The 20,352-nt window shown below is 73.2% G+C and carries 21 protein-coding genes and 1 pseudogene; 19 read left to right on the forward strand and 3 right to left on the reverse strand.

Translation table 11 applies throughout. The annotated features are described in order from the left end of the window. Position 1: 1 nt before the first annotated feature. The 6 genes from E3N83_RS14940 (at position 2) to E3N83_RS14965 (ending at position 5,897) form a co-directional block, all read left to right on the forward strand. On the forward strand, positions 2 to 835 hold the full coding sequence (locus E3N83_RS14940) for an SDR family NAD(P)-dependent oxidoreductase (protein ID WP_238342930.1): 834 nt from the start codon (positions 2 to 4) through the stop codon (positions 833 to 835). A gap of 67 nt (positions 836 to 902) precedes the next feature. After that, on the forward strand, positions 903 to 2,441 hold the full coding sequence (locus E3N83_RS14945; RefSeq protein WP_151083981.1) for a sigma-70 family RNA polymerase sigma factor: 1,539 nt from the start codon (positions 903 to 905) through the stop codon (positions 2,439 to 2,441). Between the two features lie 72 nt (positions 2,442 to 2,513). Next, the gene (locus E3N83_RS14950; protein ID WP_238342931.1) at positions 2,514 to 3,008 is read left to right on the forward strand and encodes a SigE family RNA polymerase sigma factor; all 495 of its coding nucleotides are present in this window, start codon (positions 2,514 to 2,516) and stop codon (positions 3,006 to 3,008) included. Next, the gene (locus tag E3N83_RS14955; RefSeq protein ID WP_151083983.1) at positions 3,001 to 4,119 is read left to right on the forward strand and encodes a hypothetical protein; all 1,119 of its coding nucleotides are present in this window, start codon (positions 3,001 to 3,003) and stop codon (positions 4,117 to 4,119) included. Before E3N83_RS14950 ends, E3N83_RS14955 begins: the two co-directional genes overlap by 8 nt. 36 nt (positions 4,120 to 4,155) lie before the next feature. Then, positions 4,156 to 5,223 (forward strand): phosphotransferase family protein, encoded by a 1,068-nt coding sequence (locus E3N83_RS14960; protein ID WP_151083984.1) that lies wholly within the window; start codon positions 4,156 to 4,158, stop codon positions 5,221 to 5,223. Further along, positions 5,223 to 5,897, forward strand: a complete 675-nt coding sequence (locus E3N83_RS14965) for a histidine phosphatase family protein (protein WP_151083985.1) — start codon at positions 5,223 to 5,225, stop codon at positions 5,895 to 5,897. The genes E3N83_RS14960 and E3N83_RS14965 overlap by 1 nt, the downstream gene beginning before the upstream one ends. 4 nt (positions 5,898 to 5,901) lie before the next feature. Here the strand turns inward: E3N83_RS14965 and E3N83_RS14970 are convergent, their stop codons facing one another. After that, positions 5,902 to 6,372 carry a nuclear transport factor 2 family protein gene (locus E3N83_RS14970; protein ID WP_151083986.1) on the reverse strand — a complete coding sequence of 157 codons (471 nt, stop codon included), beginning with the start codon at positions 6,370 to 6,372 and terminating at the stop codon, positions 5,902 to 5,904. 223 nt (positions 6,373 to 6,595) lie between these two features. Here E3N83_RS14970 and E3N83_RS14975 point away from each other — a divergent pair, with 223 nt between their 5' ends. Beyond that, positions 6,596 to 7,216, forward strand: coding sequence for a ClpP family protease (locus tag E3N83_RS14975; RefSeq protein ID WP_151083987.1), 621 nt, complete (start codon positions 6,596 to 6,598; stop codon positions 7,214 to 7,216). Continuing rightward, the gene (locus E3N83_RS14980; RefSeq protein WP_151083988.1) at positions 7,213 to 7,812 is read left to right on the forward strand and encodes a ClpP family protease; all 600 of its coding nucleotides are present in this window, start codon (positions 7,213 to 7,215) and stop codon (positions 7,810 to 7,812) included. The genes E3N83_RS14975 and E3N83_RS14980 overlap by 4 nt, the downstream gene beginning before the upstream one ends. Positions 7,813 to 7,820: 8 nt before the next feature. On the opposite strand, the gene E3N83_RS14985 is transcribed toward E3N83_RS14980, so the two are convergent. Next, positions 7,821 to 8,156 carry a helix-turn-helix domain-containing protein gene (locus E3N83_RS14985; RefSeq protein ID WP_151083989.1) on the reverse strand — a complete coding sequence of 112 codons (336 nt, stop codon included), beginning with the start codon at positions 8,154 to 8,156 and terminating at the stop codon, positions 7,821 to 7,823. A 241-nt stretch (positions 8,157 to 8,397) separates the two neighbouring features. Here E3N83_RS14985 and E3N83_RS14990 point away from each other — a divergent pair, with 241 nt between their 5' ends. Continuing rightward, positions 8,398 to 9,723: a flavin-containing monooxygenase gene (locus E3N83_RS14990; protein ID WP_151083990.1), complete on the forward strand. Its 1,326-nt coding sequence runs from the start codon at positions 8,398 to 8,400 to the stop codon at positions 9,721 to 9,723. A gap of 27 nt (positions 9,724 to 9,750) precedes the next feature. Here E3N83_RS14990 and E3N83_RS14995 read toward each other — a convergent pair whose 3' ends face one another. Then, positions 9,751 to 10,485 carry an RDD family protein gene (locus tag E3N83_RS14995; protein ID WP_151083991.1) on the reverse strand — a complete coding sequence of 245 codons (735 nt, stop codon included), beginning with the start codon at positions 10,483 to 10,485 and terminating at the stop codon, positions 9,751 to 9,753. A gap of 161 nt (positions 10,486 to 10,646) precedes the next feature. Here E3N83_RS14995 and E3N83_RS15000 point away from each other — a divergent pair, with 161 nt between their 5' ends. From E3N83_RS15000 to E3N83_RS15040, 10 genes and pseudogenes are all read left to right on the forward strand, one after another. Continuing rightward, positions 10,647 to 11,306: a PadR family transcriptional regulator gene (locus E3N83_RS15000; RefSeq protein WP_238342932.1), complete on the forward strand. Its 660-nt coding sequence runs from the start codon at positions 10,647 to 10,649 to the stop codon at positions 11,304 to 11,306. Beyond that, a complete protein-coding gene (locus tag E3N83_RS15005; RefSeq protein WP_151083992.1) occupies positions 11,303 to 12,019 on the forward strand; it encodes an ABC transporter ATP-binding protein in 717 nt (238 codons plus the stop codon). The genes E3N83_RS15000 and E3N83_RS15005 overlap by 4 nt, the downstream gene beginning before the upstream one ends. Further along, entirely contained in the window at positions 12,016 to 14,613 is a 2,598-nt protein-coding gene (locus E3N83_RS15010) for an FtsX-like permease family protein (RefSeq protein ID WP_151083993.1), read from the forward strand. The genes E3N83_RS15005 and E3N83_RS15010 overlap by 4 nt, the downstream gene beginning before the upstream one ends. Positions 14,614 to 14,818: 205 nt before the next feature. Beyond that, positions 14,819 to 15,409, forward strand: coding sequence for a sugar O-acetyltransferase (locus E3N83_RS15015; RefSeq protein WP_202879232.1), 591 nt, complete (start codon positions 14,819 to 14,821; stop codon positions 15,407 to 15,409). A 173-nt stretch (positions 15,410 to 15,582) separates the two neighbouring features. Next, on the forward strand, positions 15,583 to 16,185 hold the full coding sequence (locus E3N83_RS15020) for a TetR/AcrR family transcriptional regulator (RefSeq protein ID WP_238342933.1): 603 nt from the start codon (positions 15,583 to 15,585) through the stop codon (positions 16,183 to 16,185). After that, positions 16,182 to 16,982, forward strand: a complete 801-nt coding sequence (locus E3N83_RS15025) for a TIGR03084 family metal-binding protein (protein ID WP_151083994.1) — start codon at positions 16,182 to 16,184, stop codon at positions 16,980 to 16,982. Before E3N83_RS15020 ends, E3N83_RS15025 begins: the two co-directional genes overlap by 4 nt. Then, entirely contained in the window at positions 16,979 to 18,691 is a 1,713-nt protein-coding gene (locus tag E3N83_RS15030; protein WP_151083995.1) for an acyclic terpene utilization AtuA family protein, read from the forward strand. The genes E3N83_RS15025 and E3N83_RS15030 overlap by 4 nt, the downstream gene beginning before the upstream one ends. Positions 18,692 to 18,798: 107 nt before the next feature. Beyond that, positions 18,799 to 19,320, forward strand: a pseudogene (locus tag E3N83_RS20070) (acyl-CoA dehydrogenase family protein); the annotation flags it as partial. Between the two features lie 127 nt (positions 19,321 to 19,447). Next, positions 19,448 to 19,876 carry an acyl-CoA dehydrogenase family protein gene (locus E3N83_RS20075; RefSeq protein ID WP_238343195.1) on the forward strand — a complete coding sequence of 143 codons (429 nt, stop codon included), beginning with the start codon at positions 19,448 to 19,450 and terminating at the stop codon, positions 19,874 to 19,876. Then, complete coding sequence (locus tag E3N83_RS15040) at positions 19,873 to 20,349, forward strand: SRPBCC family protein (protein WP_151083996.1); 477 nt, start codon at positions 19,873 to 19,875, stop codon at positions 20,347 to 20,349. Before E3N83_RS20075 ends, E3N83_RS15040 begins: the two co-directional genes overlap by 4 nt. The last annotated feature ends 3 nt before the right edge of the window (positions 20,350 to 20,352 follow it).

The raw sequence follows: 20,352 nt of genomic DNA on the forward strand, positions 1-20,352 counted from the left end.
TGTGCCTGAGGACGCGCCGGAGCGCGTCGAGGGGCACACGACCCGGCGGGTGCTGGTGACCGGTGCGGCGTCCGGGCTGGGTGCGGCGCTGACGGCGGCCTTCCGGGCGCGCGGGGACGAGGTGCTGGCGACGGACGTGGTCTCGACTCCGCTCGACCACCGGGACGGGCCGGTCGAGCACCGAGAGCACGACGTGCTGCGGCTCGACGTCACCTCCGACGACGACTGGGCGGCCGCGCTGGCGACGGTCGAGGAGCGCTGGGGCGGGCTCGACATCCTGGTCAACAACGCCGGTGTGGCCGGGGGCGGTCGGATCGACGTGGCCGGCCTCGACGAGTGGGAGTGGATCACCGGGATCAACCTGTTCGGGGTCGTCCGCGGCTGCCGGACCTTCGTGCCCATGCTCAAGCGTCAGCGCTCCGGGCAGATCGTCAACGTCGCGTCGCTGGCCGGGCTGGTGCACCCCGCCGGGATGGCGTCGTACAACGCGGTCAAGGCCGGGGTCGTCGCGCTGACCGAGACGCTCGGCCACGAGCTCGCACCGTACGACGTGGGCGCCAGCGTGGTCTGCCCGTCGTACTTCCGGACCAACCTGATGGACTCCCTGCGCGGCGCCGACGAGGCGCTCGGCGGCGTCGTCACTGCCCTCGTCGAGACCTCGCCGTTCACCGCCGACGAGATCGCCGCCGCGGTGCTCGCCGGGCTCGACGCCGGCGAGGAGGTCATCCTGCCCGACCCCGCCGCGCGGGCGGCGTGGGAGCTGAAGCAGACCGACCGGGCGGCCTACGTCGACCAGATGCGCCGCCAGGCGGCCCGGCTGGACCAGCTGGCGTAGCCCGACCCGAGATGCCGATCGGACAACAACGTCCCCGAACCGCCTCCGGCTGGGGCATCGTGGTGTCGTGACCAGTGGGTTCGACGAGTGGGCGACGGCGCGGACGCCGTCGCTGCTGCGGTTCGCCCTGGTGGTCGCCGGCTCCGACGACGCCGCGGCCACGGCGGTCCGGACCGCGCTGGCTCGCGCCTGGTCGTCGTGGGAGACCGGGTCGGGCACGGACGACCCCGACCTGCGGGCGCGGAGCCACGTGGTGGGCGCCAGCCCCTCCCGGCGCCGGGCGTCGGCTTCGGCACCCAGGCGGGTGGCCGTGCCGGTCGGCGCACCGACGGACGAGGTCGACGAGCGGCCGGTCGTCGCCTGGCTCGACGCGCTCCCCCTGCGGCGCCGGGCCGTGGTCGCGCTGACCTACCTCGAGGACCGCCCGGACGACGAGATCGCGGAGGTGCTCGGGGTCCCGCCGACGTGGGTCCGGGCCCAGCGGCAGCGGGCGCTGGCCGCCCTGCCCGCGTCGTTCCCCGCCGAGGGGCCTGACCGCGAGATCACGGTCCGCGCCGGGATCGCCGCCCTCGCCGACGCCGCGGGCGCCGACCTGGTCGATCCGGGCGCGGGCGTGGAGCCGCCTCGACCCCGGCCGGCCCGCGGCGTCTGGCTGCCGGTCCTGGCGGTGCTCGCCCTGATCGGAGCGGTCGGCTGGATCACCCACGTCAGCCGCTCGGAGGCCGGGGTGATCACCTATCCCCGGGTGAGCGTTCCGGAGTCCTGGCGGGTCGAGTCGTACGCCGGGGTGCAGGTGCGGGTGCCCTCGACCTGGGGCTGGGGCGGCGCGCCGATCCGCGCCGACTTCTTCGGCGGCAACGGCCTCGGTTCGTGCGGCGCCGGGACCGCCGCAGTCGGGCCCGACGTGGGGCCCGCGACGTACGTCTCCTCGGCCACCCCGTTCGTGGGTCGACCCGCGGTGCTCACCTTCCGGTGCCTGCCCTGGGGCAGCGACGGCGTGATGCCGTCGACCGACGCGCTCTGGTTCGACTCGCCGATGCGGGTCGGGCTCAAGGGCCTGGGCGCCGTGGTCGCCGAGACCCGGGCGGTCGGTGACCAGCACGTCACGGTGTTCTCCGCCGACTCCCGGCTGCGCCGTCAGGTCCTCGGCAGTGCGGAGGTCGTCGACACCGACGCCAACGGCTGCCCGGTCACCGCCGTGCAGCAGCCGCGCCGGGGCCCGGCCGGGCTGGTGCCGACGTCGCTCTCGGTCTGCGTCTACTCCCAGGACACCGGGGTCCCCGTGCTCCAGTGGTCCGGCCGGGTGACCGCCGGCGCGGCACGTGGGTACGTGGCCGCCGTCCCTCGCTCGGCGGCGGGGTCTCGTGCCGGCTGCGGCCGGACGCCGCAGGGTCAGTGGGTGGCCCTGGGCCTGCCCGGACCGGGCGGTGAGCGCTGGGACGTCGTGGACCCGGGCTGCGGCCGGATCATCCTCGCCGGCGGTACGGCGGTGCCGCTCGCGCCCGCCAACCTCGACCCGTGGGCCGACAACGCGATCCGCGCCTACGTCGCCCCGCGGCGCGCGTCGGCCGCGGTGGCGGCGTACTTCCGGAGCCCGACGCCCTGACCCGGGGAAACTCCTTCCGGTCCCACGCAACGAACGGCACCCGCACCACGTCAGTACGTCATGGTGGTACGCGTGGCGGGGCCGAGTTTCGACGAGTGGGCGACCGCTCGCGTGCCGGCGCTGCTGCGCTTCGGCTACCTGGTGACCGGCAGCACCGACGCGGCCGAGGACGCCGTCCAGACCGCGCTGGCCCAGGCCCTGGCCAGCTGGGACCGGGTCAGCGGGGCCGGCGACCCGGAGCGCTACGTGCGCCGGATGATCGCCAACGCCCACGTGTCGGGCTGGCGGGCGTTCGGCCGGCGGGTCTCGCCGGTCGCCGAGGTGCGGGGTGGGTCCGAGCCCGACGTGTCCGAGACGCTCGCCCGGCACGACGCGGTGTGGCGGGTCTGTCGGGCCCTGCCCGAGCGGCAGCGGGCCGCGGTGGTGCTGCGCTTCTACGAGGATCTCGACTATCCCGAGATCGCGGCCACCCTCGACTGCGCCGAGGCGACCGTGCGGTCCTACGTGCACCGGGCGCTGGCGGCGCTGCGGTCCGAGCTGGAACGGCTGGAGGCCGACGATGCCTGAGTACGACGACGCGACCCTCGAGCAGGTCATGCGGGAGGGCCTGGAGTTCCACGCCGGCTCGGCCGCCACCGACCTGGCCACGCCGCCGGGCCGCGACCGGCACGTCGTGCGACGTGGTCGGTGGGTGGCCCTGGTCGCGGCCGCCGCGGTCGTGGTGGCCGGCGGCGTGACCGTCGCTGCCCTGCACGGCTCGGGCGGCGACGACGGACAGGTCGCGGTCGATCCCGGGCAGGTGCCGTCGGACTGGCGCTACGAGTCGTACGACGGGGTGCAGGTGCGGGTGCCGCCCGACTGGGGCTGGGGCGGCGCGCCGATGTCGTCCGGGGGTCAGGTCACCATGTGCGGAGCGCAGGTCGCGGCCGTGCTCCCGAACATCGATGGCATCCAGCTGCTCGACCACGCGGCGTTCGTCGGCAGGCCGGTGATGATGAGCGATGCCTGCCAGGGCGGGGAGTCGGCCCTCGCCTGGCCCACCACCTCGGCCGCGGTCTGGTTCGGCTCGCCACTGCACGTCGGCACCGACTCCTCGGGTGACCAGGTCGCGCAGACGATCGCCGTCGGCGCCCAGCGCGTCACGGTGTTCGCCCGCGACGACACGCTGCGAGCGGAGATCCTCTCGACCGCCGAGGCGGTGCGGGTCGACGGCAACGGGTGCCCGACCGCTCCCGTCGACGCGCCCGCGCCGGGCCCCACCGGTGACGCCTCGGCGACCGGGCTGTCGGTCTGCGTCTACGGCGACGGGCGTCTGCTGTGGTCGACGACCAAAGCCGCCGAACAGGCACAGGCGTATGCAACGGCGTTCCAGCAGGCGTCGGCCTCCTTCGACTACGCCCAGCCATGCCCGCCGAAGCCGAGCGACCAGTGGGTGGCCCTGGGTCTGCACTACACCGGTGCACCGCCCCGGTGGGACCTCGCGGACTTCGGATGCGTGGCCCTGGTGGGCACCTACACGTACGGCCACCAGGGCAAGCAGTCGTCGACCGAGGCACCCCTGGTCCCGAGCACGGTCGAGCCGTGGGCCGGCGGCGGCATCAAGGCGTACGTCGCCGGGCCCGGCGTCACCAGTGCCGACGACCCCCTCACGACGTACTTCCGCGGCGTGATGGGCTGACTCGGACGCACCGGAACGGCCCGACATACTGGGGCCGTGACCATCGCCGACGAGTCCCGTCCGGTCCGCGACGAGGACGCGTTCGACGTCGACGCGGTCGCGGCCTGGCTGCGGGAGCACGCCGAGGCGTTCGGCGACGACCTGGTCGGCACGCCGGCGGTCCGGCAGTTCCCCGGCGGGGCGTCCAACCTGACCTACCTGCTGCGCTACCCCGCCCGCGAGCTGATCCTGCGCCGGCCGCCGGTCGGCGCCAAGGCCAAGAGCGCCCACGACATGGGGCGCGAGTACACCATCCAGCGAGCCCTCGCGCCGGTCTTCCCCTACGTCGCGCAGATGGTCGGCCTGTGCCGCGACGAGTCGGTGATCGGCTCGGACTTCTACGTCATGGAGCGGCTGGAGGGCACGATCCTGCGCCAGGAGCTGCCGTTCGAGCTGACCGCCGACGAGGCCTCGACGCTGTGCGAGCACGCCTGGCAGGCGCTGGTCCGACTGCACCGGGTCGACGTCGCGGCGGTGCCGGACCTGGCGGCGCTCGGTCGCGGCGAGGGGTACGTCGCCCGGCAGGTCGCCGGCTGGACCGACCGGCTGGCTCGGGCGGCGACCGACGACCTCGGCGACTGGAGCAGCGTGACCGACTGGCTTGCCGAGCACCAGCCGTCCGACGTCAGGCAGTGCCTGATCCACAACGACTGGCGGTTCGACAACATGGTGCTGGCGCCCGACGACCGGCTGCGCGTGCACGGCGTACTCGACTGGGAGATGGCCACGGTCGGCGACCCGCTGATGGACCTCGGCGGCGCCCTGGCCTACTGGATCCAGGCCGACGACGACGACTTCTTCCAGGCGTTCCGCCGGCAGCCGACCACAGCGCCCGGCATGTGGACCCGCGAGCAGGTCGTCGCCTGGTACGCCGCGCAGATGGGCTTCGAGGTCACGCCCACGCAGTGGCGGTTCTACGAGGTCTTCGGGCTGTTCCGGCTCGGGGTGATCTGCCAGCAGATCTGGTACCGCTACTTCCACGGCCAGACCACCAACGAGGCCTATGTCCGCTTCGGCCCGGCGGTTGCCTACCTCGAGTCACGCTGCCGGGCGCTGGTCGGCTGATGGGGCTGGTGCTGCTGGTCCGGCACGGCCAGGCGTCGTTCGGCGCAGACGACTACGACGTGCTCTCGGAGCCGGGGTTCGAGCAGAGCCGGGTGCTCGGCCGGTGGCTGGCCGCCGCGGGGATCGAGCCGGTCGCAGTGCTGCACGGGGCGATGCGCCGTCAGCGGGACACGGCGACCGCGATGGTCGAGGGCGCCGCATGGGCGCTCGAGACCGGTCTGGACGTGGGCTGGAACGAGTTCGACCACCTCGGGGTCGTCGCTCGTGGCCTGGAGTCCCTCGACGACGCCGGGCGCGCAGCCCTGGACGACCGGCGTGGGTTCCAGCGCGCCTTCGAGGACGCCACCGCTCGTTGGGCCGGCGGCGAGCACGATGCGGAGTACGACGAGTCGTGGCCCGAGTTCGTCGCCCGGGTCTCCGCTGCGCTGGAGCGGGCCTGCGCTCGCGACGGCACGACGGTGGTGGTCAGCTCCGGCGGCCCGATCGCGGTCGCCTGCGCCGCGCTGGTCGACCCCGCCGCCACGGCGGCCGAGCTGCCCCGCCTCTGGAGGCGCTTCAACACCGTGATCGTGAACTCCGCGGTCAGCCGGGTGCTGGTCGGCTCCACCGGCCGGCGCCTGCTGACCTTCAACGAGCACTCACACCTGGCCCGCGACCTGGTGACCTACCGGTGACCGGCTAGAGGCCGAGCTCGGTCAGGCCCGGGTGGTCTGCCGGGCGCGGCGCCGTCCGGTCCCAGTGGAACAGCCGGTCCGCCTCGTCGATCGCGATGTCGTTGATGCTGGCGTGCCGCCGGCTCATCAGGCCGTGCTCGTCGAACTCCCAGTTCTCGTTGCCGTGCGACCGGGACCACCGTCCGTCGGCGTCGTGGGACTCGTAGACGAACCGTACGGCGATCCGGTTGCCGGCGTACGTCCAGACCTCCTTGATCAGGCGGTACTCCAGCTCGCGGGCCCATTTCTGCTGCAGGAACGCCACGATCTCGTCGCGGCCGTGGACGAACGTGTCACGGTTGCGCCAGCGGCTGTCGGGTGTGTACGCCAGCGAGACCCGCTCGGGGTCGCAGCTGTTCCAGGCGTCCTCTGCCGCCCGCGCCTTCTGGGCAGCGGTCTCGGCCGTGAACGGCGGGAGGGGTGGGCGGTCGTTCATCGGGGCACCTCGCGCGATCGGGTCCGCAGCACGCTACAACCTCCCGCTCGCGATAGTCCGGCACGTACGGCACCTTCTCGGGGGTCCTCGAGGTGCCCTACGTGCCGGACTATCGCTCGGGGCTGCCGGGAGCGGATCTGCCGGGGGCGGATCCGCGCTGGGCGGTGCTGCCCGGAGCAGCACGCCGTTGGCCCGGCGTACGACGGGTGCCACGGTGGGACGCATGAGCGACCACCACACCTCCCCGAGCGCCGTCGACGACGACCTCGCCCGCAGCCTGCTCGAGCAGCGCACGCTGGTGCTGAGCGGGGTGCTCGACGACGCCATGGGCCAGCGCCTGAGCACCGGCATCCTGGTGCTCTCCGCGCGCGACCCGAAGGCCGACATCCACCTGTGGATCAACAGCCCCGGCGGCTCGGTGCCGTCGATGCTGGCGATCCGCGACGTGATCAGGCTGGTCCCCAACGACGTCAGCACGCTGGCGATGGGCATCGCCTGCAGCGCGGGGCAGTTCCTGCTCAGTGCCGGCACCCGCGGCAAGCGGTTCGCACTCCCGCACGCGCGGATCCTGCTGCACCAGGGCTCGGCCGGCATCGGGGGCACCGCGATGGACATCGCGATCCAGGCCGACGACCTGCGGCACACCCGCGACACCGTGCTGGCGCTGATCAGCGAGGACACCGGCCAGGACGTCGAGACCGTGGAGCGCGACTCGCGTCGCGACCGCTGGTTCAGCGCCGAGGACGCGCTCGCCTACGGCTTCGTGGACGCGGTGGTCAGCTCGATCGACGAGGTCCAGACCGTCGTACGACGTCCGCTGGGCCTGGGGGTCGGCCCGGCATGAGCAGCTACCCGATCCCCTACGTGACCACCCAGACCAACCGTGGCGAGCGCACGGTCGACGTCTACAGCCGTCTGCTCGCCGACCGGATCATCTACCTGGGCACACCGATCGACGACGGGGTCGCCAACACCGTGATCGCCCAGCTGATCCACCTCGAGTCGGAGAGCCCCGAGGTGCCGATCAACCTCTACCTCAACTCACCGGGCGGCTCGATCCCCGCGATGCTGGCGATCTACGACGCGATGCAGTTCGTGCGACCGGCCGTCGAGACCACCTGCGTCGGGCAGGCGGTGGCGACCGCTGCCGTGCTCCTCGCCGGGGGCGCCCCGGGGCACCGGCAGATCCTGCGGCACGGCCGGGTGGTGCTCCACGCCCCGGCCGCGGAGGGGCGCGGGACCATTCCCGACCTGATCCTGGAGGCCGAGGAGATCGAGCGGGTACGGTCGCTGCTGGAGCAGCTGCTCGCCCGCGACACCGGGAAGTCCGCCGAGCGGGTCCGCGAGGACACCGAGCGCGACCTGGTGCTGACCGCGGAGCAGGCGGTGGAATACGGGGTGGTCGACGCTGTTGTCACCCAGAGAGACTGGACACCGTGAACGGCGGGTCAGGCCGCCAGGCAGAGAGGGGCGTCGGATGACATCTCCACGGAGGCGACGCGCGAAGCGAGGTCAGCGATCGAAAGGCCGAGGGCTCCAGCCATCGCCGCGAGAAGCTCAGAGGAGGGGTCCTTCAGACCCCGCTCCACCTCGCTGAGGTACTGCGGCGACACCCCGGCGTCGCCCGCGACGTCGACCAGGCGTCGGCCCGAGGCCAGGCGCTCCTCGCGGAGCTCGCGCCCGACCGACTCGCGCCACAGCGGCTCGACCTCGTCCGGCTGCGGGCCGGACCGCTCCTGCGGCTCACCCGGACGGCGTACGACGAACGGCACCACGTCTCCCATGGGCCCACGCTAGCCCTCGCCGCGGCCGGTGCCCGCGGCATTCTGCTCAGGGCAGAACGCCCCTGCGGACGGGCCCGCCGTCCCCGGTGAGCTCCCAATCCCACCCGGGACAGCGAGAAGCGGCCCGGAGGACCGGGCCGCTTCGCAGTGCGGCACCCCATGTACCGCACTAGGGGAACGCGCGAGCCCGGAGTTCATGACGCGGTTCGCCAGAAGTTTCCGGCGGGTAGGCTCCCGGGTCATGGTGTCGACGCGGGCCTGCATCATCGGCGCCGGATCGTCCGGGATCACCGCCCTCCAGGTGCTCCGGGCGGCGGGCGTCGAGGTCGACTGCTACGAGATGGGCTCCGAGGTCGGCGGCAACTGGCGCTACGACAACGACAACGGCGTCAGCTCGGCGTACCGCTCGCTGCACATCAACACCTCCCGCGCCGCGATGGAGTACGCCGCCTACCCGATGCCGGCCGACCTGCCCGACTACCCCAGCCACTGGCAGATCGCCGCCTACTTCGACGACTTCGTCGAGCACTTCGGGCTGAGGGAGTCGATCACCTTCCGGACCGAGGTGACCAAGGTCGAGCCCGTCGAGGGCGGTGGGTACGACGTGACCGTGCGGTCGCGCGAGGCCGCCCGCGAGGCGCTCACCCACCACTACGACCACGTGCTGGTCGCCAACGGGCACCACTGGGACCCGCGCTGGCCCGAGCCGTCGTTCCCCGGGAGCGAGGACTTCCCGGGGCGGCAGATCCACGCGCACTACTACCGCACCCCGGACGTCTTCGACGGCCAGCGGGTGGTGGTGCTCGGGATCGGCAACTCCGCCACCGACATCGCGGTCGAGGCGAGCCGCTCGGCCAAGGCGACCTACCTGGCCATGCGCCGCGGGGCCTGGATCATCCCGAAGTTCCTGTTCGGGATGCCGACCGACCACCTGACCGACTCGCCGCTGGCCCGCGGCCCGCTGTCGGTCCAGAAGCTCGGCATGCGCACGATGCTGCGGATCGCGGTCGGCAAGATGACCGACTACGGCCTGCCGAAGCCGGACCACGACATCCTCGAGGCCCATCCGACGGTCAGCGACGACCTGCTGAGCCGGCTCGGGCACGGCGACATCACGGTCAAGCCGTCGATCAGCCGGTTCGACGGCTCGACCGTGCGCTTCACCGACGGCTCGAGCGTCGAGGCCGACGTGGTCGTCTACGCCACCGGCTACAAGATCACCTTCCCGTTCCTCGACGACACCGTGGTCCGGGCCGAGGACAACCACATCGACCTCTACCGACGGGTCGTCTCGCCGGACCGGCCCGGTCTCTACTTCATCGGGCTGGTGCAGCCGCTCGGCGCGGTGATGCCGCTGGCCGAGGCGCAGTCCCACTGGGTGGCCGACCTGGTCACCGGCCGGGTGACCCTGCCGTCGTACGCCGAGATGCGGCGCCAGATCGCGGCGTACGACGCGGCGCTGCGCAAGCGGTTCGTGGCCAGCAAGCGGCACACCATCGAGGTCGACTTCCACGCCTACCGCGCCGAGCTGGAGAAGGAGCGGAAGGCCCGCCAGGTCACTGCCTGAGCGGGCCTCCCGGGTCGGGCCGACCGGTCAGACCGGCGGCACCGGGTTGCTGGCGTTGACCACGACGGTGCTCATGATCTTGTCGGCGAAGGTCTGCTTCTTGGCGTCCCAGAGGGGCCAGAGGTAGCCGATGTAGCAGATGCCGTCGAGGATGTGCGCGAGCTGGCGGAGGAACGACATGCCCGCGCCGATCGGCCGGCCCTCGCCGTTGATCAGGCGGATCGAGAGCACGCCCTTGCCGATCGTGGCACCGGTGCGGCCCTGCTTGATGCAGACGTTCCAGATCCAGAACGCGGCGTAGGTGACGATGCCGACCAGGATCAGGATCGCGGCACCCGCACCTCCGCTGGTGTGCGTCGTGGTGACGCCGTTGGCGTCGGTGGTGGTCGTGGAGTTGGCGATCAGGATCCCGTAGCCGATCCAGGCCGGGATCCCGGCGACCGCCGCCAGCAGCCCGTCGATGATCGAGGCCGCCACCCGGGAGATCCACGATGCGTAGCCCGAGACCGCGAATCCCGGCGCCTGCTGGCCGTAGGGGCCGGACGCGCCGTAGGGGTTGGCCGGGGCGCCGTACGGGTTCGCCGGGGCGCCGCCGTAGGGGCTGCCGCCCGGAGCGGTGTAGGGGTCCTGCTGCGCGCTGCCGTAGGGGTTGGGCTCGCCGTACGGGTTGGGCGGCGGGGGTGCGCCGTAGGGATTGGCGGGAGGCTGCTGCCCGGACTGGCCCGGCTGCTCGGGATCCGGTGGGTTGCCGTACTGCGACATGCGTCGTCCCCTCATGGGCGGCGGGTCGGCGTCTGGTCGCCCACCCGGGTGGCACGAGTATGTCCGGTCCCGGGGCCCGGCGAACACGATCGACGCACCCGAGAGTTCGCGCAATGTGCTTGCATACCCGATATGCATGGGCGTATACATACTCCGTATCCATGGCCACGGGGGCCATGGAGCGAGAGGAGCTCTCGATGTCGGTGCGCAACGCGCTGCTGGCCCTGCTCGAGCAGGGCCCCCGCTACGGCTACCAGCTGCGGGCGGAGTTCGAGCACCGCACGGGGGGCACCTGGCCCCTCAACGTCGGGCAGGTCTACACGACCCTGGCCCGGCTCGAGCGGGACGGGCTGGTCGAGGGGCAGGGCGCGGACGGGGAGGGCCACGTGATGTACGCCGTCACCTCGACCGGTCGCGACGAGGTGGTCTCGTGGTTCACCTCCCCGGTCTCGCGCACCCAGCCGCCGCGCGAGGAGCTGGCGATCAAGCTCGCCCTGGCCGTCAGCGTGCCGGGCGTCGACGTCGGGACCGTGATCCAGCAGCAGCGCACCGCCACCATGACCGCCCTGCAGGACTACACCCGGCTCAAGCGCCGGAGCACCGGGGCCGAGCCTCAGGAGCTCGCGTGGAGCCTGGTCCTCGACTCGCTGGTCTTCGCCGCCGAGGCCGAGATCCGCTGGCTCGACCACTGCGAGGCACGCCTGCGCCGGGCCGCCCTGGAGCGCGAGGACGCACAGGCGCTCGGTGGTCGAGCGGAGCCTCCCGGTGGTCGAGCGGAGTCGAGACCCGCCGCCACGAGCGACCAGGAGGCCTCCCGATGAGCGCCGTCCTCGAGCTCGCGTCCGTCACCCGGGTCCACGGCGCCGGCGCCACCGAGGTGCACGCCCTGCGCGAGGTGAGCTTCGCGGCGTACCCCGGCGAGCTGGTCGCCGTGATGGGTCCCTCGGGCTCCGGTAAGTCGACCCTGCTGACGCTGGCCGGCGGTCTGGACACCCCGACCGCGGGCGTCGTCCGCGTCGAGGGCACCGACCTGGCCGGGCTCGGGCAGAAGGGCCGCGCCGCGATGCGCCGTACCTCGATCGGCTACGTCTTCCAGGACTTCAACCTGATCCCGGCCCTGACCGCGATCGAGAACGTCGCCCTTCCCCGCGAGCTCGACGGCCAGGGGAGCCGGGCCGCCCGCCGGGCAGCCGGGGTCGCCCTGGACGAGGTCGGCATCGGCGACCTCGCCGCACGCTTCCCCGACGAGATGTCGGGCGGGCAGCAGCAGCGGGTCGCCATCGCCCGCGCCATCGTGGGCGACCGCCGGCTGATCCTGGCCGACGAGCCGACCGGTGCCCTCGACAGCGAGACCGGCGAGGAGGTGCTCCGGCTGCTGCGGGCCCGGTGTGACGCGGGCGCCGCGGGGGTCCTGGTCACGCACGAGGCGCGGCACGCCGCGTGGGCCGACCGGGTGGTGTTCCTCCGCGACGGTGTGGTCGTCGACGAGTCCGGCAGTGACCGGCCCGACGCGCTCCTGGGCTCGACCCGATGAGCCTGCTCTCGGGCTGGCGGCTGGCGCTCCGGCTGGCCTGGCGGGAGGTACGCCGGTCCCGTGCGCGCAGCGCCCTGGTGCTGGTGATGGTGACGTTCCCGGTGATCGCCGTGGTCGCCGCCGACGTGGCCCAGGCGACCTCGAGCGTCAGCTCGGTGGAGGGCCTCGACCGGCGGCTCGGGCACGCCGAGGCGCGGGTCCAGCTGCTGCCGGGCGTCAGCTCGGTGCACCAGACCGCCGACCCCGACAGCGGGGGCGTCGCGACCCGCGACCAGCACGGCGCGAAGGGGCCGGCGACCCTGGCCGGGGTCCGGGCCGCGCTCGGCGGCATCCGTCCGATGACCGAGCTGCGCCTGCGGCAGGTCGGCATCCGCACGGAGGTGGGGGTCCTCCAGGCGGACGCGACCGGGCTCGACCCCCACAGCCCGCTCACCGCAGGGCTGTTCCGTCTGACCTCGGGCCGCCTCCCGTCCGCCGCCGACGAGGTGGACGTGAACGCCGCCCTGGCCGGACACGGCTATGCCGTCGGCGACCGGGTCACCCTGACCGGTGGCCAGAGCCTCACGGTGGTCGGCACCGCCGAGTCCGCCGACCAGCGCACGCAGCCGATCATCGTCGGCACCGTCGACTCGACCCTGGTGCACGTGGGTGGGCCGGGAGCCGGGGTGCGCACGTGGTTGTTCGGCGGCCCCCCGGTGACCTGGGCCCAGGTGCGGGCCGTGAACGCCGTGGGCGGTGTCGTGCTCTCGCGCCAGGTGATCGAGCACCCACCGGCCACGTCGCAGCTCGCACCGGAGTTCCGCGGCTACACCGGCGACAGCTCGCAGCTCTACGCCGTCCTCGCCCTGATCGGGGTGATGGCCCTCCTCGAGGTCGTGCTGCTCGCCGGCCCGGCCTTCGCGGTCGGGGCGCGCCGCCAGTCGCGGGCGCTGGCACTGATTGCCGCGAACGGCGGGAACCCGTCCCAGGCGCGCCGGGTCATCCTCGGCTCGGCCGTCGTGCTCGGGACGATCGGCGCGGTCGTCGGCACGGTGCTCGGGATCGGTCTGGCACGACTGCTCCTCCCCGTGCTCCAGGGGATGCAGGGCACCTGGTTCGGTCCGTTCCAGGTGCGCTGGACCCATCTGGCCGGGATCGCCGCCTTCGGCTTCCTCAGCTCCTTCCTGGCTGCGGTGGTGCCGGCCTGGATCGCCTCGCGGCAGGACGTCGTCGCGGTGCTGGCCGGGCGACGTGGAGACCGCGCGGCGAGCCGGCGCTCGCCGTTCGTGGGGGTCGTCCTGCTCGCCCTCGGCGTGCTCGGCGCGGTGCTGGGATCCCGTCAGGGCAGCGGGGAGTTCCTGATCGCCGGCGCCGCGGTGGTGTCGGTCTTCGGGATGATCTTCCTGGTGCCGGTGGTGGTCACCGCCGTGGCCCGGCTCGGCCGGGGGCTCCCGCTGCCGCTGCGGTACGCCGTCCGCGACGCTGCCCGGCACCGCACCCGGACCGTGCCGGCCGTCGCCGCCGTCGCTGCGACCGTGGCCGGGGTCGTGGCGCTCTCGATCGCGAACAGCAGCGACCAGGCCCAGGCGAAGGCGGAGTACCAGCCGCTGATGCCGGTCGGCCTCAGCGCGATCGACCTCAGCCCGCGGACCCCCGACTGGCCGGCGGTGCGGGCCGCGGTCGGGCGGATCGCCCCGGCGGCGGGGATCGAGGACGTGACCGGTGTCGACTCCGCGAGCCGGGTGTCCCTCCAGATCCCGGGCAACGGTGCCGTGCAGGCCAACTGGCACTCCACCTTCCCGTCGACGGTGCTGGTCGCCGGGTCGACCGACGGTGCCGTGGGTGCGCTGCTGAGCCCTGCGCTGGACTCAGCCGGCCTGACCCAGGTCGACCACGCGCTGCGCGCCGGCCGGGCGGTGGTGTTCGTGCAGGACGCCGAACCGGTGCACACGCTGGTGCTCCGCCTCGGCCCCGGGCACGCGACGACGGTCCCGGCGACCTACGTGGGTGTCGGGTCGGTCTCGACTCCCTCGCAGGCGGTCCTGCCCCCGTCGGTGGCCCGGCGGGCGGGGCTCAGCCCGCGACCGGTCGGCCTGCTCCTCGACGGGACCCCGCTCACCGGTGCCCAGGAGAGCACCCTGCGCGAGGCGCTGACCGGCCTCGACCCCACGTCGTACCTCTATGTCGAGCGTGGCTACCAGGTGCCGGGCAGCGAGCAGGTCGTGCTCTGGATCCTGTTCGGCCTCGGTGGAGTGCTGATGCTCGGCGGCACCCTGACCGCCACGTTCCTGGCCCTGTCGGACGCGCGTCCCGACCTGGCCACGTTGTCCGCCGTCGGCGCCTCGCCGCGGACTCGGCGAGGCGTCGCGGCGGCGTACGCCGTGGCGGTCGGGCTGGTCGGCGCGGTGCTCGGGGCCGGGGTCGGCTTCATCCCGGGGATCGCGGTCACCTATCCGCTGACCCGCAACTTCACCGGCGAACCCGGGCCCTCGCACTACCTCGACATCCCGTGGCTGCTGATCGGTGCGCTGGTCCTCGCGCTGCCCGTGCTCACCGCCGCCGTCGTCGGCCTCGTCGCCCGCTCCCGCCTGCCGGTCGTCGCCCGCCTCGAGTAAGCCGAGTCGGCGCAAAGAGGCACTGAGATCACGCCGCGTCGGCGCAAAGAGGCGCTCGGATCATGCCGAGTCGGCGCAAAGAGGCGCTCGGATTACGCCGAGTCGGCGCAAAGAGGCGCTCGGATCGCGGGGCCAACGGTCGTCAAGCACCGCGAACGGCTGGGTACGACGTGGCGACGCCGCGTGGAATGTCAGGATCGGAGCCATGGACGGTGTCGCAGACGACGGGCGATCGATGCGCGACCGGATGCTCGCGGGCGAGCCGTACGTGTTCGACGCGTCGCTCGACGCCGACACCCGCCGCTGCCGCCGGCTCCTCCACCTCATCAACACCGCCGCCCCCGATCGGGACGACGAGCGCGACGCCCTGCTCGGCGAGCTGCTCGGCCGCTTCGGTGAGGGCAGCAACATCCGCCCGCCGTTCCGGTGCGAGTACGGTTTCCAGATCGAGGTCGGGGCTCGAACGTTCGCCAACTTCGGGCTCCTGTGCCTCGACGTCGCCCGGATCACCGTCGGTGACGACGTACAGATCGGGCCGAACGTCCAGCTGCTCACCGCCACCCACCCGCTCGAGCCCGAGGCCCGCCGGGACAAGTGGGAGTCTGCCGAGCCGATCGCCATCGGCGACAACGTGTGGCTCGGCGGCGGGGTCATCGTGTGCCCGGGTGCGACGATCGGAGCGGACACGGTGGTGGGCGCTGGCGCGGTGGTCACCCGCGACCTGCCCGCGGGCGTGCTCGCCGTCGGCAACCCGGCCCGCGTCGTACGGTCGATCCGCGTAGACGGCTCGGCGTGACCTGAGCGCCTGTTTGCGCCGACTCGGCGGGACCTGAGCGCCTGTTTGCGCCGACTCGGCGGGATTGCCGTGTCCCTTTGCGCCGACTCAGCGTGATGGCAGTGCCTGTTTGCGCCGACTCGGCAGAAACAGTCAGGCTTGACTGTTTGTTTGTACGACGTCACGATGGGCCGGTGACGACCACCCGGGTGCCGCAGGGGGAGCGGTCGCGGGCGATGCGCGCCCGGCTGATCGACGCCACCATCGAGTGCCTGGTCGAGCGCGGCTTCGGTGGCACCTCGACCACTTTGGTGAGCGAGCTCGCCGGTGTCTCGCGGGGCGCCCAGCTGCACCACTTCCCGACCAAGAACGACCTGGTGGTGGCCGCGGTCGCCCACCTGACCGAGGTCCGCGGAGCAGAGCTCGCCACCGCGGCGGCCGCCGTACCGGACGGTCCGCAGCGGACCCGGGCCGTGCTGCGGATGCTCGGAGACCACTTCGCGTCACCGGTGTTCACCGCGGCGCTGGAGCTGTGGGTGGCGGCCCGCACCGACCCCGCCCTCCTCGAGGCGGTCGCTCCCCTCGAGCTCCGGATCGGCCGCGAGACCCATCGGATGACCGTCGACCTGCTCGGCGCCGACGAGACCCGGCCGGGCGTGCGCGAGCTCGTGCAGGCCACCCTGGACCTGGTCCGCGGCCTCGGCCTGGCGGCCACGATCACCGACGACACCCGCCGCCGCAACCGGATCCTCGACCAGTGGGCACGCACCCTCGACGTCGCCCTGGCGGCGGCATGAGCACCTCCCCGACGGACAGCGTGCTCGAGGGCGTGCTCGCCGACCTCGCCGCCGAGGGCGACCTGCTGGAGACGCTGGTCGCCGACCTCCCCGAGGCGGGCTGGCGCACCCCGACTCCGGCCGCCGGCTGGGACGTCGCCACCCAGATCGCCCACCTCGCCTGGACCGACGAGGCCGCCGTCGCCGCGGCCACCGACAAGACGACCTGGGACGCCCTGGTCACCGAGCTGATCGGCACCGGCGAGCAGGGCGTCGACCTCGCTGCCCTGGCCGGCGGCGCCGTCGCCCCGGTCGACCTCCTCTCCCGCTGGCGTACGGCGCGCACCGACCTGGCCGCGGCGCTTCGCGCCCACCCGCCCGGTGCGAAGCTGTCGTGGTTCGGGCCCCCGATGTCGGCCACCTCGATGGCGACCGCGCGGTTCATGGAGACCTGGGCCCACGGCCTCGACGTCCACGCGGCCCTCGGGGTCGAGCCCGAGCCCACCGACCGGATCCGGCACGTGGCCCACCTCGGGGTCCGGACCCGCGACTTCGCGTTCGCGGTGCACGGCCTCGACCGGCCGACCGAGGAGTTCCGGGTCTCGCTGACCGCCCCGTCCGGTGACCTCTGGGCCTGGGGTCCCGAGGACGCGGCGCAGACCGTGACCGGCGCGGCGTACGACTTCTGCCTCCTGGTCACCCAGCGCATCCACCGCCTCGACACGTCGCTGGTCGCGACCGGACGTGACGCCACCACCTGGCTCGGCATCGCCCAGTGCTTCGCGGGACCGCCCGGTGAGGGACGGGAGCGCCGATGACCGGTCTGGACCCCGCTCGACCGTCGTTGCGGATCGGCAACTGCTCCGGGTTCTACGGCGACCGGCTCTCCGCGATGCGCGAGATGCTCGAGGACGGCCCGCTCGACGTGCTGACCGGTGACTACCTCGCCGAGCTGACCATGCTGATCCTGGGTCGCGACCAGCTCAAGGACCCCTCGCTGGGCTACGCGCGGACCTTCGTCCGCCAGGTCGAGGACTGCCTCGGCCTGGCGCTGGAGCGGGGCGTGAAGCTGGTCTCCAACGCCGGTGGCCTCAACCCGGCCGGCCTGGCGGCGCGGCTCCAGGAGATCGCGGCCGCGCAGGGCCTCTCGCCCGCGATCGCGTACGTCCACGGGGACGACGTGCGGTCGCTCGGCATGACGGGCGCGCTCACCGCCAACGCCTACCTCGGTGGCTTCGGCATCGCCGAGGCCCTCTCCTCGGGTGCCGACATCGTGGTGACCGGGCGGGTCACCGACGCCTCGCTGGTCGTCGGGCCGGCGGTCGCCCACTTCGGCTGGGACCCCACGGCGTACGACGAGCTGGCCGGTGCCGTGGTCGCCGGGCACGTGCTCGAGTGCGGCACCCAGGCCACCGGCGGCAACTTCTCGGGCTTCCTCGCGATCCCCGATCCCGGACGACCACTGGGGTTCCCGCTCGCCGTGGTGCACGAGGACGGGTCGTCGGTGGTCACCAAGCACGGTGGGACGGGCGGGATGGTCACGCTCGACACCGTCACCGCGCAGCTGATGTACGAGGTGCAGTCCACCCGCTACCTGGGGCCAGACGTCACGGCGCACCTGGACACGGTGCGGCTCGGCGACGACGGCCCCGACCGGGTGCGGATCAGCGGCGTCTGCGGCTCGGCGCCGCCCGAACAGCTCAAGGTGTGCGTCAACGAGCTCGGTGGCCATCGCAACTCCGTCGACTTCGTGCTGACCGGGCTCGACGTCGAGGCGAAGGCCGCCTGGGTCCGGGCCCAGCTCGAGCCGCGGCTGACCGCGTCGTCGGTGACCTGGACCCTCGGCCCGTTGCCGCGCCCCGACGCCGACACCGAGGAGGGCGCGTCGACCCTCCTGCGCTGCACCGTCCAGGACGCCTCCGCTGAGGCCGTGGGCCGCGGCTTCAGCAGCGCTGCCGTCGAGCTGGCCCTGGCGTCGTACCCCGGCTTCACGATGACCGCGCCGCCCGGCCCCGGCTCGCCGTACGCCGTCTACCGCGCGGAGTACGTCGACCGCAGCTCGGTGACCCACACCGTCACGCACGCCGACGGACACGAGGTCGTGGTCGACGACCCGCCCGGGATCGGCGACGACAACGTCGACGAGCTGCGCCTGCCGGTCTACGCGGCTCGGGGCGAGGTGCTCCGCCGGCCGTTGGGGTCCTTCGTACACGCTCGCTCCGGCGACAAGGGCGGTGACGCCAACCTCGGGCTGTGGGTGGCCCGGGACGGGCACCCGTCGTACGACGACCGGGTGGCCTGGCTGCTCGGGCTCGTCACCCGCGCCTTCGTCCATGACCTGCTCCCCGAGACGGCGCCGCTGCCGATCGAGGTCTTCGCGCTGCCCGAGCTGGGCGGGGTGAACGTCGTGATCCACGAGCTGCTCGGCCGCGGTGTGGCCGCGTCGACGCGGTTCGACCCGCAGGCCAAGGGGCTCGGGGAGTGGGCCCGCTCGCGCCTGGTCGACGTGCCGGAGGAGCTGCTGTGATCTCGACTCCGCTCGATCACCGGGACGAGCCGCTCGATCACCGGGACGAGCCGCTCGAGCACCGGGACGCGCTGCGGGAGGTGGCGCGAGAGTTCACCCGCCGCGAGGTGCTGCCGCACCTCCAGGACTGGGAGGACGCCGGCGAGGTGCCGCGGGAGCTCCACCGCGTCGCTGCGCACCAGGGCCTGCTGGGGGTGTCCTTCCCCGAGGACGTCGGCGGCCAAGGCGGTGACCTGCTCGACAGCATCGCGCTCCAGGAGGCGATGTTCGAGACCGGGGCGTCGAGCGGCCTGATGGCGGCGCTGTTCACCGGCGGCATAGCCCTGCCGCACCTGGCCGCCAGCGGCAACCGGGACCTCGTCGACCGGTTCGTCCGCCCGACCCTGGCCGGTGAGCTGATCGGCAGCCTGGCCGTCACCGAGCCGGGCGGCGGCTCCGACGTCGCGGCGATCCGCACCCGGGCCCGGCGTGAGGGCGACGAGTACGTCGTCAACGGGACCAAGACCTTCATCACCAGCGGCGTCCGGGCCGACTTCGTGACCACGGCCGTGCGCACCGGCGGACCCGGGCACGCCGGCCTCTCGCTGCTCGTGGTGGAGAAGGGGATGCCCGGCTTCACCGTCGACCGGAGCCTGGCCAAGCTGGGCTGGCACTGCTCCGACACCGCCGAGCTCGGGTACGCCGACGTGCGGGTGCCCGGCGGCCAACCTGGTCGGCGAGGAGGGATCCGGGTTCGCCCAGATCGCCGAGCAGTTCGTGGTCGAGCGGATCGCGCTCGCCGTGCACGCCTACGGCATCGCCGCCCGCAGCCTGGCCCTCGCCGCGTCGTACACCCGCGAGCGGGAGACGTTCGGCAAGCCGCTGATCGCCAACCAGGTGGTGCGGCACCGGCTGGTCGAGATGCACCGCCGGGTCGCGGTCGCGCGCAGCTACACCCACACCGTGGCCGCTCGGCACGTGGCGGGCGAGAGCGTGATCGCCGAGGCCTGCCTGGCGAAACAGACGGCGATCGAGGCGTCGTCGTACGTCTGCGACGAAGCCGTGCAGCTGCACGGCGGCACGGGATACCTGCGCGGGACCGAGGTGGAGCGGCACTACCGCGACGCCCGGATCCTGCCCATCGGAGGAGGTTCGACCGAGGTGCTGACCGATCTGGCCGCGCGGCTGCTGGGATACACGCCATGACGCTGTCGCTGCACAAGCCACTCACCCGCGAGGTCTCGCTGCACGTCGACGCGCCCGTCGAGGAGGTCTGGGCCCTGGTCAGCGACGTCACCCGGATCGGGGAGTTCTCGCCCGAGACCTTCGAGGCGCGCTGGCGCCACGGGTCGACCGGGCCCGAGGTCGGTGCGAGGTTCAAGGGGCACGTGAAGCGCAACGGCGTTGGCCCGACGTACTGGTCGGCCTGCACGGTCACGCAGTGCGAGCCGAACGAGGTCTTCGAGTTCGCGGTCGGCACCGACGACCTGACCGTCAACAACTGGGGCTACCGGCTCGAGCCCGACGGCACCGGGACCACGGTGACCGAGTACTTCCGGCTGGAGCCGTCGCTGGTGATGCGCGCGTACTGGACGCTGCTCGGCCCGCTGCGCGGACGCACCAACGAGCGGGGCATGCGGACCACGCTCGAGCGGATGAAGGCGGTGCTCGAACGGTGACCA

The organism is Nocardioides cynanchi (genome assembly GCF_008761635.1).
GTDB lineage: Bacteria > Actinomycetota > Actinomycetes > Propionibacteriales > Nocardioidaceae > Nocardioides > Nocardioides cynanchi.